Source organism: Algoriphagus sp. 4150 (genome assembly GCF_031457395.1).
Classification (GTDB): domain Bacteria; phylum Bacteroidota; class Bacteroidia; order Cytophagales; family Cyclobacteriaceae; genus Algoriphagus.
This window is the reverse complement of sequence record NZ_JAVDWS010000032.1, coordinates 19,213-34,217: the sequence shown is the minus strand read 5'-3', so window position 1 is coordinate 34,217 and position 15,005 is coordinate 19,213. Positions and strand designations below refer to the sequence as shown.

Genomic DNA, 15,005 nt, shown 5'->3' with positions numbered 1-15,005 from the left:
GAAAGATGTCTACCGTTCGACTTGCATGTATTAGGCCTGCCGCTAGCGTTCATCCTGAGCCAGGATCAAACTCTCCATTGTAAATTATCATTATTATACACTGTCCATAAGACCGCACAAAGCAAATCTTATAAACGTCTCCCTGTCTGTTCTCAGGTTACTATTTTTTTTGCCTTACATCACTTCAAAGAACTTGGTGCCGCACATTTGCGGCCTCTGTCAGAGCGTCCAACCTTCCGGTTTTGGTTCCGTTTTTCCCTTCTCTGCCGAAGGGAGTGCAAAGGTAAGAGAGATTTTTTAATCTGCAATACACCCTGCGAAATTTAATTTTTAAAGTTTTTCCGGTCCGGAATTCTTTCCAGCTTTCCCCTCACTTCCGAAGGGAGCGCAAAGGTAGCATATCGTCGCCGACTTCGCAAAAACTTTTTCAAACTCTCCTTTTCAAAACTCCCAGGGTCCGTAAACCCTGTTCCCGTAACACCGTCTGCGTCGTTTGGGAGTGCAAATATTCACCTTTTTATTTTATTGGCAATAGCCTATAAAAAGAAAAACGTAAAAAAGCTGAAGGATTTTTCCAGTCCTTTAATTATCAGGACTTTTGTTTTTTGTAAAGAGGCACAGTACTGCATGGCTCCCCATACATTATGGATTTTGCTCTGCTCTGTATCAGTGAAATTATTTTGCCATAAGCGAATAGAGGAATGGGAAAATCACTACATCCTTTGACCACAACAGGCCTATCCGTGAATGCCTCCAAGTCTATTTTTCTCAAACAATCCTCAGCAATCATCACTTCAAGTTCTTTTAAATCTCCAATTGCATATCCACGGGCAATAGAATTAAGATAAGTTGCCACCAACATAAATGCCCAATTAGGAACGATCGCATCTGCGGTACAGGTAATCGCCACCCATTTGTTTTCATACTGTTTCCAATCAATTTCCTTGAGTGCTGCCCTGAAATCTTTCTCCCTCAAAATCAATTCTTGGAAGAGAAAAGATTTAATATCAAATAGCACACGTTCTTCTCTAGGATAAATCTCCTCTAGATTAATCGTAACGATCGGGCTATTTGTAACTCTGTTTACTATCTCGCTCATATCAGTAATGGATTCTTTTTAGACTGAAGAGCTTTAAACTCCTTCAGATAATTAGGGACAAAATAAGCCACATCGGCAAACTCTCCTCTTAGAAATTTCTCAAAAGCCAATACCCCTATGTATTCGGCCGAGATTTTGACATCCAGGAAAACTGCATTTGGATGCTCAATTACCTCTGATACTTTCTTTACCGCATCTCCCACAAAAAAAACGATTCCTTTCTCTAGCAACTCCGAAAAAGATCCGGCATCGATAATTTCCGAATCAAGCTCCCTGACAGAATTCAAATCATGGTCAAACACTTCCCGGTAAACCTCCATCCGCCGGGCGTCAAGCATCGCTATTATTAATCCCTGATTTTTTATCCGCACTCTTGCTCCGTATGAAAGAGCTTTCAATGTGCTGACTGCTATCAAGGGTATATCTCCGGCATATGCCAGCCCTTTGCCAACAGAAACACCAATTCTAAGACCGGTATAGGACCCGGGGCCTTCTGAGACTGCAACCGCATTGATTTGATTAATAGTGAGGCTGCATTCCTCAAGAAGAGACTGGATCATCCCCATCAGTTTCTCTGAGTGAGCCCCCGGAACATCTAAGGATTTCTTTCCCAGCAATACTCCTTTTTGGTGAACTGCAATGGAACAAACCGGTGTAGAGGTCTCCAGCGAGAGAATAACTGCCATAATCCTTATTTTGATGAGGCTGTCAGCGCCTTCTTTATCTTATCCGGTTTCTGCAAATACTCTTTGGCCAGAATTACATCCTCATCATCGTCCAACCCGGACTGAATCATTCCTTCTTGGAAATAATACCTGGATACAATCTCCTGAGAGAGTATGCTTTTGATTTCCTCCTTATTGGTAACCAAATCCTGTTCCTTGCTATGGTTAACTCTTTTTTCTAGTGCATCGATCTGAGCCTTGATCTCCTCATAATATTCCACCTTCTCTGCATTTTTGCGCATATCCTCCAAGGACTTCTCCAAGTAGGTAGTATAATCGTATTCTTTTCCTTCCAACCATCCCACAAACTCATCATATTCCGCATCCGAAACGGCAAAGCTAGATGGGGCTGCAATCTCAGAATGCTTATAGAAATATTCAGTGGCGAAATCAAATACGTGATTTCGCGCTACCAGACTATATGAAATTGGCGCATAGTTTTTTTGCTCTACCTCTTCATCAGGCTCGATTCCGGCACCATCCAATACGGTTCTCCCATTTTTTGTCTGAAATACCTTCCTCAGGGAATCAGGGACCGTCACTAACTTATGATTTTCCCTGCTTTCCAAATAATCAATTGCTTGGATGCAACGCCCGCTTGGAATATAATATTTGGCCGTGGTCACCTTCATCTGTGCATTATATGTCAGCGGCACAGTAGTCTGCACCAACCCTTTTCCAAATGACTTTCTACCTATCAACACCGCCCTATCGTAATCCTGCAAAGTACCTGCTACGATTTCCGAAGCTGAAGCACTATGCTCATTAAGCAATACGACAATAGGAATATCCTTATCTACAGGTGTCTTGCTGGTCTTATAGGTATAATTCACATTTTTAAGCTTACCGATAGTCTTTACTACTTCTTTTCCTTTAGGTATAAAAAGATTGACTATTTCCACGGCTTCATTGACAAGCCCACCGGGATTGTCTCTCACATCCAGCACCAATCTGTCCACCCCCTGGCTTTTCAAATCAAGAAGTGCATTTCTCACTTCGGTGGAGGCATTGGTTGTAAATTCTGCAAGTTTGATATATCCTGTATGCTCATCAAGTTTGCCATAGTAAGGCACATTTTTAATGGCAATTTTCTTTCTGATCACATCAAATTCCAGCGTATCCTTATCCCTTTTTACCTGTAAATGAACAGGAGTGTTAGCCGGTCCTTTGAGAAGGGCTGACACATCTGCTGTTCCCAAGCCGGTGACATCCGTTGTATCTATTTTCAGAATGTAATCGGCTATCTTCAGCCCCACAGTCTGCGCAGGAAAGCCAGTATATGGCATAATAACCATACTTCCTTCACCTCGATTCCCAATCAATGCGCCGATGCCCGCATATTCTCCCGTGGTCATCATCCGATAATCATCCGAGTCTTCCTCCGGAATAAAGGTGGTGTAAGGATCCAGCTCTTCCAGCATCGCATTGATTCCAATAGACACCAATTCGTCCGGATCTATATCATCCACGTAATAAGAATCCAACTCTCTGATAAGTGTGGCGAAAATGTCAATATTCTTAGCTATGGCAAATAGCCTGTCATTCTTAGCTTTGAATGCAAAAAATCCTGTGAGTATAAATGCTCCCAACACTAGGATTAGGAGGGATTTTTTAAATGATTTATTCATCTGTTTATATTTTGTTTTAAGAGGCCAGATGGAATCTCGCATAACGGATAATCATTCCTCTCCCGAAACAAGTTCGGGACAAGTTGTGTGACGTTCTTCGTCATGCTCGATTTCATGTGTTTAAAATTTTATTTCAAAGGTGACATGGAATCTCGCGCCAAATAATTATTCCAATGGATGACGATCTTCGTCGTGCTCGATTTCATGCTGTTTTTGGTTTTCGCTTACAATACCGGCCAATTTTTTTAAAGCCAATATGAGTTTAGTCTGAATTTCTGAAAATTCCATCAAATCCGAACTGACATATATTAAGCCTACGGACATAAAGGGGGCAGAGAATGGGATCAAAGATTTATTAAGCCTGTATGCTTCGCGCATTCTTCTTTTGACAAAGTTGCGACCAACGGCCTTTTTGATTTTCTTCTTTGAAACGGAGAAAAGTACCTGTGGGGTTCCACTACCCAGATCCTTTTTAACAAAAAACTGGACTTTAAATGGGTATAAAAAAAAAGAGGAACCTTCGTTAAAAAGTTCCTTGATAAGTTTGTCGGCATGAAGCCGCTCACTTTTTGGGAGTCTATAATTCATCACAAGGACTAAAATCGTACGTGAACATACGAAAATCAGTGCAAAGAATTACTTCTTCAAAGTCTTTTCAGAAGAAACACTCAATTTGTGTCTTCCTTTTGCTCTTCTAGCTTTCAGTACTCTCCTACCGTTAGCAGAAGACATTCTTTCTCTAAAGCCGTGCTTATTTTTTCTTTTTCTACGAGAAGGTTGAAATGTTCTTTTCATGATCGAATATCTTTATCTAATTGCTTTCTGATTCTTTATTCCTTGGGAATCACCCCCAAAAAGGACTGCAAAGATAAGTACCATTTCTTTAAATACAAACAAGGAAAAAAACATTTGTTTGAATTCAATCAGCTTCCCAATGATCATCTATTCCATAGCATCTCAAAATCCTGTTTCTCAATACATAGAAATCACGCTTCAGATTACGGTATCGCACCTTTCGCAGGTTCGGCTTCAGCTTCCTGCCTGGCGTGCCGGGCGTTACCAGCTGGCAAATTATGCGCAAAATATCCGGGATCTAAAGATTTTAACTCCCGCAGGAGCACAAATCCCTGCCTCAAAACTCTCCAAAGACCTATGGGAGTTCATTCCTGACCATGTAGGCGAGTACCTAGTTTGCTATCAATATTTCTGTGCAAAGATGGATGCAGGTTCTTGCTGGGTGGATGACGGCCAGATTTATCTAAACTTCGTCAATTGCTGTTTTGAGGTAGAAGGCCGCTCTGAGGAAAAAATACAAATCGAAGTAAACTACCCGGCTCATTTTCAATTCTGCACCACGCTTCTATCAGATAACAATAAACTCTTTGCTTCCAATTTTCAGCAATTGGCTGACAGCAGTTTTCTCGCTTCACAAAGCTTAACCCATAAAGTAGTTGAAATCAATGAAGTTAACTTTCACCTCTGGTTTCACGGAAAAGTTCTTTTTGACTTGGCTGAATTCAGCACCCGCATTCAGCAGTTTACCGAAAAGCAACTAGAGGCCTTTGGCGAATTCCCTGTGGAGGAATATCATTTCATTTATCAACTCCTGCCCTATCCACACTACCACGGCGTGGAACATCAGCGGGGGACGGTGATTACCTTTGGTCCTGCGGAAAGCCTAACAGAGCGTCAGCAAATGAATGATCTCATGGGTGTAAGTAGCCACGAACTCTACCATGCCTGGAATGTCTGCCATATCAGACCTAAGGAAATATTCCCATACGACTTTTCCAAGGAGGCTTATCATCAGGCAGGCTGGGTAGTAGAGGGAATCACAACCTATATGGGTGATGTCTTTCTATTGAAATCAGGCTATTTTTCATTGAAAGAATACTGCAAGACTTTTGAAAAAATGCTGAACAGAGAATCTGTGAACTTTGGCTGGCGAAACCAATCCATCCTAGAATCCAGTTTTGACCTCTGGATAGACGGGTATGTAGCTGGAATACCCGACAAAAAAGTAAGTATTTATACCCATGGTGCCTTGATTGCTTTTTGCCTGGACGCTATGCTTTTGGATGAAAACTCTTCCCTTCATCACGTAATGAGGATTCTCTGGAAACGATTCGGAAAACCAAAAATAGGATATACCCTGGAAGAAGTGTGGGAAGCAGTACTTTCACAGACTGATCACCCGATTTATTTCAATCAATTCTACGAAGATCATATCGCAGGCAAAGAAGATATTTTTCCTGTCGTAGAAAAGTATTTTAATTCACTGGGTTTTGAGCTGCAAACCAATGCTGGAGAAGACCGTTTAGCTTCGGATTTTGGCATTATCAAGGGTGAAGATGGCAAAGTCAGCAAAATCCATCCGTCAAGCGACGCTTATAAAAAGCTAATGCTGGGAGATTTAATCAACTCACAAGAGCTCGAGACGGATGTACTTAAGCTATCCGTAAATCGATATGGAAGAAATCTCGACATGGAATTACGCACTACAGACAAGCTTCTTTTCAAAGACCATGTCTTAGTAGACAAAAAAAACAATCCCAAGAGAGATGCATGGATCAATGGCTAATAGAAAAGAGCTGCCTTCACAGACAGCCCTTTAACTTTAAATCTTTCACTCTAGACTCTTCTAATTAAATAAAGTATCATCCAAATCCTGATTGAATAAGATGGAAATCACCTTTGCTTCCATTGGCATCGGCAGCATACTATTCGTGATACTCATGGCCATTGGCATCATAAGACCGTCCACTTCCCGGTAATCCTTATAAAGAACTTTTCCAATTGAAGGTGATTCCGTCTGCAGCTTCAAGCCGGTCGCTACACTATAATACTCGGTCGTATTACCATCCCCTGCAGCTTCAAATATAAGCTTATAGGCTTGCTCTCCCTCTACTTCAGCTGTTCCATCATAGCTTACATTGATCCCCAATTCATCCACATACAACTCACGGAAAGCGTAAACCTGATTTCGTACAGCTTCTACTTGTTCTTCTGTGAAGACTTGTTCCTGGCCCATCGCCGTCACTTTGCCGGCTCCATCCTTCAATACAGTCTTTGACAATACGTTACCGTCCATTTCTGTCACATTCAGTAAGCGCTGGTTTTCACGGTCTACCACGCTGGAAATATCCAGCATCATCCCCTGGATCTCCGCCTGCATGTTCATTTCCATATTGCGAACTGCCTTCATTTTGGCCTCGCCACCTGTCGCTTTGACATAGCTATCGATCACTTCTTTGACCGAGTTGTCAACCTTGACTATCGATGGATTTTCTTTTTCCTCCACGCCCGCTTTTGTGGCAGTCGGCAATGCCAAAAGGGCAAGAGCGAATATTATAATGTTTTTCTTCATAATTAGTTAGTTAAAATCCTCTTCATCCAATTCAGGATTCAATTCCAAACCGGTCACTTTAGCCTCCAGAGGCACGGGGATCATCGCCGACTTAATTGTTTGACTCATTGGAATCAAAACTCCATTTTTCTCTTGGTAGTCACTGTAGAATGTGTCTCCTGAAGCAGGATTCTCATTTTTGATCTTTAACCCTGATTCTACTGAGTAATAGTTATTCACTGATGAACCCAATGGTGTAGCCACAATTATTTTATAGGCTGGAGTCCCTTCCACATCTTTGATTCCGTCAAGAGTCAGTGTATATCCCATAGTTTGGTAATGCAACTCAGGCAAAAAGTAAGTGCTCAGTTTCGCTGCATCCACTTGTTCGTCTGTCATCGCCATGGACTGACCCTGCACGCTTGCCGATCCTTTTCCGTCTTTGACTACTGAAGTCTGCATGACGTTTCCTCCTACTAATGTCTTCTGGGCAAAACGCATATTGGCATCATCATGGATCAATTCAATAGTCAACTGTGTACCCATCACTTCTGCCTGCATTTCCAGTTTAGCTGATTTGATCGATGTGGCTTTATCTCGGCCACCGATGGCAGCAATGTAGCTCTCAATTACTTTTTCAGAAGTCATGTCTGGATCCACAGCCTCCATTTCTCTGGCGGGGAAACCCATATTGTCATATAGCGTAACCTCTCCAAACTGTGCCAATTTATCCTTGATCTCAGCACCATTTCCCACCGCTGTAATGTAAAGCTTATCAGGGTCAATAAGTTTTTTGGCGGTTTTATTGATATCAGCAACTGTCAGGGCATTCATTTTTTGCAAATAGGTCTCGTAGTAATCCTTTGGAAGACCGTATCTCTCGATATTCAATGCGAAAGTTGCAATAGTAGAAGGACTCTCCAGCGATCTGCCAAACGAACCCGCAAGGTTTGATTTAGCTTTTTCCAACTCTTCTTCGGTAACCCCTTCATCCACCAATCGATTGATCTCATAGATAAATTCCACTACAGCCGAATCAGTCACCTCAGTACGGACTGATGCATTTGCCGAGAATTCACCAATAAGTTTATCAGCAGAGAATGAAGAATACGCACCATAGGTGTAGCCTTTGTCTTCACGAAGATTCATAAAAAGTCGGGAAGAAGACCCGCCTCCAAAAATCTGGTTCAATACCCTGCTTGAAATATAATCCTCATCACCAAGAGTGAGATCTATCGGTTGGGCAATATCAATCACTGTCTGTACAGAAGAACTGCGATCAACTAATCCTACCATTTTTTTGCTTGGAGGAGTTGGAGCGTCATACGTGAATTTAGGCACATCGCCCCGTTCCCATTCGCTAAAATATTTCTTTACCACTTCCTCCGCTTCTGACTTACTCATGTCACCTACGATAGCCAGGTAAGCAATATTTGGCTTGAAGAAGGTAGTGTAATAGTCTTTCACATCCTCCACGGTAACTTTACTGATAGAAGTCTCTGTTTCCACTTCGCCATATGGGTGATCTTTACCATATACCATCGCACTGCTTAGCCTGCCTGAGATGGCATTTGGCTCATCCTTGCTTGTAGCCAAGGCTGTGAGTGACTGCTTTTTCAATTTCTCCAATTCGTCTTCAGGAAAAATAGGATTATAAAGCACATCAGCCATCAAATCAAGAATTTTCTCTTGATGCTTTTTCAAAGAAGAGGCCGAAATAGAGGTAGAAGACACTCCAAGATTCGCTCCTATAAAGTCTATTTCTTCATCAATTTGATCTTTGGATCGACTTGTAGTTCCTGCTTTCATCATTTGGCCTACAAAGCCGGTCAATCCCGCCTTATCCCCTTCAAATAATGGATCTCTTTCCAGCACTAGTGTGAATGATACGCGTGGAAGTTTATCATTCTCTACCACAAATACTTTCAGTCCGTTGTCAAGTGTAAAAGTCTCTGCCTCACCAATTTTTATTATAGGCGCAGGCCCCGCTTTTGGAAACTGGCTTCTGTCCACCTGAGCAAAGCTCGCGACAGACACCAAAAGGCTCAATACAAAGGCTATCGTTATTTTCTTCATGTCATTTCGATTGTTTAGGTGAATCATTTACTGCGCTGCTTCAGTTGGCTTTGGCAAATAATATAGAACCACACGACCATCTAAGGTCAGGTATTCTTTGGCTACGCGCTGAATGTCAGCCTTTGTGACTTTGCTGTACGCTTCCATCACCTTGTTCACATAATCAGCTTCACCAAACATCACGTGAGCTTCTGCAAGATTTTCGGCTACTCCGGCCATAGATGAGTTTCCACTCACTATATTATTTTCCATGATGTTCTGAAGCTTCTCGAAATCACTCTCCGAGATCCCATTGTCCTGAACCTGCTTGATCAATCTGTCTATTTCTGTTTCAAGATCATTTGGCTCTACCCCCATATTGGTGATACCATACATGATGAAAATCCCTCCGTCTTCCAAATCAAGAGGGATTGCTGCCACAGCCAATGCTTTTTGTTGCTTATCCACAAGTTCTTTGGTCATCAAAGAAGAATTGCCGCCTGTCAGATACGTGGAAAGCATAGACAGTGCATAAGAATCCGCATCATTTTTTGGAGGAAGATTATACGCCTGAATAACTGCCGGAATCTGAATATTGTCATAAACAATATCTCTGATCTCAGCTGTTTTCTTAGGTTCCTTTACATTCGGTCTGTAGATTTCCTTAGTTCCTTTAGGGATTTCCGAAAAATATTTTTTCACCCATTCTTCTGTCTGCTTATAATCGATATCTCCCGCGATCGTAAGTGTAGCATTGTTTGGTACATAGAAGTCTTTGTAGAATTGCTGGAATTCTTCGATGGAAGCTGCATTCAAGTCATCCAATGATCCGATAGGAGCCCAGCGGTAAGGATGATCGGTGTAGGCTCTTTTCAACGTTTCGATCAGGATACTTCCGTAAGGCCTATTGTCATAGCTCTGACGCTTCTCTTCTTTGACGACTTCACGCTGAGTATCCACTCCAGTCTGATCTACTTTCGAATGCAGCATTCGCTCACTTTCCATATAAAGTGCCAGCTCAAGTTCATTCGAAGGCAAAGATTCATAATAGTAGGTGATATCATTAGACGTATACGCATTCAGTGTGCCGCCATGAGCTTGGATGATATTCATGTATTCTCCCCGCTCGATATTTTCAGATCCTTCAAACATCAGGTGCTCGAAGAAGTGCGCAAAACCGGTCCTGTCCGGTTGCTCATTCTTAGAACCTACATGGTAAAGTACTGACGTCACCACGATGGGTGTGGTATTGTCCTGATGCATGATCACATGCAGCCCATTGTCCAAGTCAAATTCCTTGAACTCAATTTTGGTTTGTGCAATAGCGGGAACACTTAGTATCCCTGCTACTAACCCCAAAGCAGTAAGTTTTCTCATCATAGTATAGTTGGAATATATTTTCATAAATTAAAATCATACGGGTGGTCTATAAAAAAGTCCCAAAAAACCCTACTCTGGACTCAGCTGAATCCTTCTACACAATTTTACTCTAAAAAAATACTATTTTATTACAATCTAAAATTTTAGGACAATAAATAATAAAAATTAAGGCTCTGAAAAGATATTTCCAGAGCCCTAAAATTACGGATTTAGCTTCGCCAAAATGTCTTTCGCCTCATGCCATTGTAATCTTGGACCGAATTGACCCACGATCTTTGAACTCGCCATGGAAGCAAGCTTCCCACTTGAGGCGTAGCTGTGACCATTTGTAATTCCATACATAAAAGCGCCGGCAAACATATCTCCCGCTCCATTGGTATCAATCGCCGTAATAGCATAAGGCTCAATATCTATGAATGTATCTCCGTCATAGATTAAGGCACCGTTTTTCCCTTGGGTAATCACAAAATGTCTGGCTATTTTCTTCATCTCCTCCCGTGCTTCCAACAGATTATCTTTTCCTGTAAAAATCATTGCCTCCTCTTCATTTGCAAAAAGCAAATCTACACTCTCGCCTATTACCTCTGCCATGGATTCTCTGAAATACTTCACCATTGCAGGATCGGAAAAAGTCAATGCCACTTTTACACCATTTTCCTCGGCAATTTTTTTGGCATGCATCATCGCTTCCTTACCGTTCTCAGAAGTAATTAGATAACCTTCTATATACAAATACTGAGAATCTTTGATCGCTGCTTCGTTGACATCTGTCGTAGAATACGTTTGGGTGATTCCCAAAAAAGTATTCAGAGTCCTATCCGCATCTTCAGTTACCATGACCAGACATTTGCCTGTGATTCCCTCAGCCAAGTTTGTTTCGCTGAGATTATGCGACACACCGGCATCTTTCATATCATTCATATAAAAATAGCCCAATTCATCATTGGCTACTTTGCAGGAATAATAAGCTTTACCACCAAACTGAGAAACAGCAATGACTGTGTTTCCTGCTGATCCCCCGCACTGCTTTTTGGCCTGCTCGGTATTAATCACCTGCATTAAAGCATTTTGGCGATCCTCATCCACCAGTGTCATCAGGCCTTTTTCGACACCATTGTCTGCAAAAAACTGATCTTTAACTTTAAACTCTATATCTACCAAGGCATTTCCTATGCCCGTTACGTCGTATTTTTTCATTTTTTAGCTAGAATTGGAAAATTGAAATATTTTAAAATTGGAAGATTGGGCCTGGAAATTGGAAAGTTGTAATGTGGCAAAGTTGATAAGTGGGGCGTGTCAGACTGAGCGAAGTCGAAGTCTATATTATTCGGTCTTCGACTTCGCTCAGACTGACTCAGCTATCAATCAAATATCCGGTGTCTCTCAAAATGTTTCGTCCGATCAAATAAGTATCTATAGGTATGGTGAGTCTTGTAAATCTCTGCCAAAAGCTGCTCACACACCCGCATCATCTTGGGATTGAAATCGCCGATCCAATTCATCTCGATGGTTTTGTATGGAAATGAAGACTTTCCGCTCATCTTGTCATAGGTGATGATCATGGCACTCTCCACTCCCTTGCCCTGATGCTCCGGCACTACCCCGAACACCAGTCCGAGCATTTTGTTCGGAGGCGAAAAGGTCCTATACCAAAGGAATTTAAGTTTACCGATCAAATCCATCTTTCCATTCACATGCTTGAAAATCTGATTGATCTCTGGAATCTGGATAAAAAACGAAACCGGCTCACCTTTGTAAAACCCAAAGTAAATCAGTTTTTCATCGATAATGGGCTTCATCTTGGCAAACATCATCTGGGCTTCTTTCAGCGCCAAAGATTTCCCCATGTGCCGTGCCCATGCTTTATTATACACCGTCATAAAATATTCCGGTGCTTTTTCCTTTAGTTCTTTTCCCTTCAGGTAGTGAAAATCGTAATCGGGATCATCCATAATTACCTTTGCCCTAGCCTTCATTTTCTCATCAAACCCCAGATTCTGAACAGGTCTGGCATAAGTAAATTGCTTGAAGTAAATCTGAAAGCCGTATTCCTCGAAGAAATTTTGGTAATAGCCAAAGTTCCAAGGCATATTATAGTTCGGCTCAGTAAAGCCATCCACGAGCAATCCCCACCACTTGTCACGCTCGCCGAAGTTGATCGGACCGTCCATAGCTTCCATCCCCTCGCTCTCCAGCCACGCTTTTGCCGTGTCGAAAAGCAAAAAAGCAGCGTCCTGATCATTGATACACTCGAAGAAACCCAAACCGCCGGTCGGCTGTTTCTCCTTCATCTTTGGGTTGATGAAAGCCGCTACCCGTCCTATGGTTTCTCCCTTTTCATTTTGCAAAAGCCAGCGCTTGGCCTTTGCCCCATTCCGAAAAAGCTTGTTGGTTTCTTTATGAAAAAGCCCCTCGATATCCGCATCAAGAGGCCTGATCCAATTCTTTTCGTTTTTATACAACCGGACTGCCATCTCAATAAACTCTTTCTGATGGGCAGGCGTGGTAACTTCGATCAATTGCATTCGGGTGATTTTAGATCGCTAAATTAGGGAGATGACGGGAGACGGCAAAAATCAATCTATCAGTTATGCTGCTTCTGCTAGTTGTGCTGCTTCTCCAGAAGCAGTACCTAGGCTGTCCTGCTTCTCCAGAAGCTGGACGTTTGAATCAGTAAAGTTCAACCTTAACTAACCCCTTTGTAGTTGTGCTGCTTCTGAAGCAGTACTCAAATTAAAAGGCTAACGAAATCAATATAGCTCAACTTTCACCAAACCCTTTTTCCCAGCATAGTCCCTCGCAGAACTGAAGATATACTCCTCTGGTTCTTCAACAATCATAGCCTCAACAGGATTTTGGTGGATATAATGAAGTTTCTGTTCCAAAAAATGATTTGATTCTATCGCTACAGCATGTAATCCATCTACCCAAAACTTATAATTTGTTATTCTACTTTGATTAGCTCCCTTTTCCCTAAAAGCTTTCAACATCCATGTTGCTCTGGATTCAATTGATTCTCTTTCCATACTGGCTAAAATCTTTCTAGCGGTGAATTTCTTAAAATCCTGAATTGTGTCGCTTAACCGAAATGCCTCTTTTGATCTGCACAAAAGATGTAGATGATTGCTCATTAAACACCAAGAATAGATTTCCAAACCCTTCCTATCCACACAAAAATTTAAACTATCAACAACTTCCAATTTGTATTCTTTCCTCGTAAAAACGTCTATCCAATCGACAATAGTTAAGGTCAAAAAGTAAACAGCGTTTTGATCAGAAACTTGGAAAGGTCTCATAAGAACAAATTTAAAAGTCAAAAAGATAACAGACTATGCTGCTTCTGGAGAAGCAGCATATCGCTGGTTAAAAATAGTGAGAATACTGCTTCTGGAGAAGCAGCATAACAACACCAATTAGTTTTGCTGTCCTGCCTCTTCAGATGCTGTACAAATGGACTACCCCTCCACCTCCGCATACAGATCAAACTCTGTCGCATCGGTCACTTTCACATTCACAAAATCTCCAACCCGGCAATAGTATTTCGAAGCATCGATCAGCACCTCATTATCCACTTCCACCGAATCGTACTCGGTACGGCCTACGAAATGGCCACCTTCCTTTTTATCGATCAACACTTTGAAAGTCTTGCCGATTTTCTCCTGATTTAGGTCGTAAGAAATCTGCTCCTGAATCTCCATCAGATTATTCGCACGCTCCTGCTTCACTTCCTGGGGAATAATATCTTCCATCGTATAGGCATGCGTACTTTCCTCATGAGAATAGGTAAATACACCCAAACGTTCGAATTTCATCCGCTCCACAAAGTCCACCATCTCCTGATATTCTTTCTCTCCTTCACCGGGATGACCTGCGATCAGCGTAGTTCGTATGGCAATATCCGGAAGAATATCCCGAATGCTATGGATTAAGTTTTCCTGTTTTTCGCGCGTGGTTCCACGACGCATGGCTTTCAGCACATCCGTAGAACCGTGTTGTAAAGGAATATCCAGGTAATTACAGATATTATCCCGCTCTTTCATTACTTCGATCACATCCATCGGGAAACCCGTAGGATAAGCGTAATGCAAGCGAATCCAGTCGATTCCGTTGACATCAGAAAGCCTACGCATCAATTCAGCAAGATTTCTCTTTTTGTAGATATCCAACCCATAATAGGTGGAATCCTGAGCGATTAGAAGCAATTCCTTTGTGCCTCCGGCAGCTTTATGTTCTGCTTCCTTGACCAACTCCTCAATAGGCCTGGAAATATGACCTCCCCGCATTATAGGAATTGCGCAAAAAGAGCAAGGTCTATCACATCCTTCTGAGATCTTCATGTACGCATAGTGGGAAGAATGAGTCAAAAGCCGCTCTCCCACCAACTCATGCTTGTAGTCAGCCTTGAATTTCTTTAAAATAGCAGGTAAATCCCGTGTCCCAAAAAATGCATCAACCTGGGGAATTTCCTTTTCCAGATCGTCTTTGTAGCGCTGCGAAAGACATCCTGTCACATAGACTTTGTCTACCAAGCCTTGGGCCTTGGCATCCACATACTGCAAAATGGTGTCTATTGACTCCTGCTTTGCATTGTCTATAAACCCACAGGTATTGATTATAATAATATTGTTATCATCAGTACCTGACTCATGGCTGGCATTGATGCCGTTTCCTCTAAGCTGGGTGAGAAGCACTTCAGAATCAACAAGATTCTTGGAGCACCCCATGGTTACAATATTGACTTTGTCTTTTTTTAACGTTCTCGCTTTCACAGT

13 protein-coding genes and 1 rRNA gene are annotated in these 15,005 nt (G+C 42.0%); 1 reads left to right on the top strand and 13 read right to left on the bottom strand.

Annotation, left to right across the window (positions count from 1 at the left end; translation table 11 throughout):
* The 6 genes from J2X69_RS23335 to rpmH all read right to left on the bottom strand — a co-directional run.
* Positions 1-81: ribosomal RNA gene (locus J2X69_RS23335) — 16S ribosomal RNA — on the bottom strand; the annotation flags it as partial.
* A 508-nt stretch (positions 82-589) separates the two neighbouring features.
* Positions 590-1,099, bottom strand: a complete 510-nt coding sequence (locus tag J2X69_RS23330) for a DUF2480 family protein (protein WP_310108826.1) — start codon at positions 1,097-1,099, stop codon at positions 590-592.
* The gene (tsaB, locus tag J2X69_RS23325) at positions 1,096-1,785 is read right to left on the bottom strand and encodes a tRNA (adenosine(37)-N6)-threonylcarbamoyltransferase complex dimerization subunit type 1 TsaB (RefSeq protein WP_310108824.1); all 690 of its coding nucleotides are present in this window, start codon (positions 1,783-1,785) and stop codon (positions 1,096-1,098) included. The genes J2X69_RS23330 and tsaB overlap by 4 nt, the downstream gene beginning before the upstream one ends.
* Positions 1,786-1,790: 5 nt before the next feature.
* Complete coding sequence (locus J2X69_RS23320; protein WP_310108822.1) at positions 1,791-3,452, bottom strand: S41 family peptidase; 1,662 nt, start codon at positions 3,450-3,452, stop codon at positions 1,791-1,793.
* A gap of 165 nt (positions 3,453-3,617) precedes the next feature.
* A complete protein-coding gene (gene rnpA, locus J2X69_RS23315; RefSeq protein WP_310108819.1) occupies positions 3,618-4,040 on the bottom strand; it encodes a ribonuclease P protein component in 423 nt (140 codons plus the stop codon).
* Positions 4,041-4,088: 48 nt separating this feature from the next.
* Positions 4,089-4,247, bottom strand: a complete 159-nt coding sequence (gene rpmH, locus J2X69_RS23310; RefSeq protein WP_074226946.1) for a 50S ribosomal protein L34 — start codon at positions 4,245-4,247, stop codon at positions 4,089-4,091.
* 139 nt (positions 4,248-4,386) lie between these two features.
* Here rpmH and J2X69_RS23305 point away from each other — a divergent pair, with 139 nt between their 5' ends.
* Positions 4,387-6,033 (top strand): M61 family peptidase, encoded by a 1,647-nt coding sequence (locus J2X69_RS23305; RefSeq protein ID WP_310108807.1) that lies wholly within the window; start codon positions 4,387-4,389, stop codon positions 6,031-6,033.
* Between the two features lie 60 nt (positions 6,034-6,093).
* On the opposite strand, the gene J2X69_RS23300 is transcribed toward J2X69_RS23305, so the two are convergent.
* The 7 genes from J2X69_RS23300 to rimO all read right to left on the bottom strand — a co-directional run bounded on the left by J2X69_RS23300 (position 6,094) and on the right by rimO (position 15,002).
* On the bottom strand, positions 6,094-6,819 hold the full coding sequence (locus J2X69_RS23300) for a peptidase, M16 family protein (RefSeq protein WP_310108806.1): 726 nt from the start codon (positions 6,817-6,819) through the stop codon (positions 6,094-6,096).
* A gap of 6 nt (positions 6,820-6,825) precedes the next feature.
* A complete protein-coding gene (locus tag J2X69_RS23295; protein WP_310108804.1) occupies positions 6,826-8,874 on the bottom strand; it encodes a pitrilysin family protein in 2,049 nt (682 codons plus the stop codon).
* 27 nt (positions 8,875-8,901) lie between these two features.
* Positions 8,902-10,230 carry a pitrilysin family protein gene (locus J2X69_RS23290; RefSeq protein WP_310108828.1) on the bottom strand — a complete coding sequence of 443 codons (1,329 nt, stop codon included), beginning with the start codon at positions 10,228-10,230 and terminating at the stop codon, positions 8,902-8,904.
* A gap of 204 nt (positions 10,231-10,434) precedes the next feature.
* A complete protein-coding gene (locus J2X69_RS23285; protein WP_310108802.1) occupies positions 10,435-11,430 on the bottom strand; it encodes an adenosine kinase in 996 nt (331 codons plus the stop codon).
* Positions 11,431-11,594: 164 nt separating this feature from the next.
* The gene (locus J2X69_RS23280) at positions 11,595-12,758 is read right to left on the bottom strand and encodes a hypothetical protein (protein ID WP_310108799.1); all 1,164 of its coding nucleotides are present in this window, start codon (positions 12,756-12,758) and stop codon (positions 11,595-11,597) included.
* Between the two features lie 225 nt (positions 12,759-12,983).
* Positions 12,984-13,529, bottom strand: coding sequence for an REP-associated tyrosine transposase (locus tag J2X69_RS23275; protein ID WP_310108796.1), 546 nt, complete (start codon positions 13,527-13,529; stop codon positions 12,984-12,986).
* 159 nt (positions 13,530-13,688) lie between these two features.
* A complete protein-coding gene (rimO, locus tag J2X69_RS23270; protein ID WP_310108793.1) occupies positions 13,689-15,002 on the bottom strand; it encodes a 30S ribosomal protein S12 methylthiotransferase RimO in 1,314 nt (437 codons plus the stop codon).
* Between the last annotated feature and the right edge of the window lie 3 nt (positions 15,003-15,005).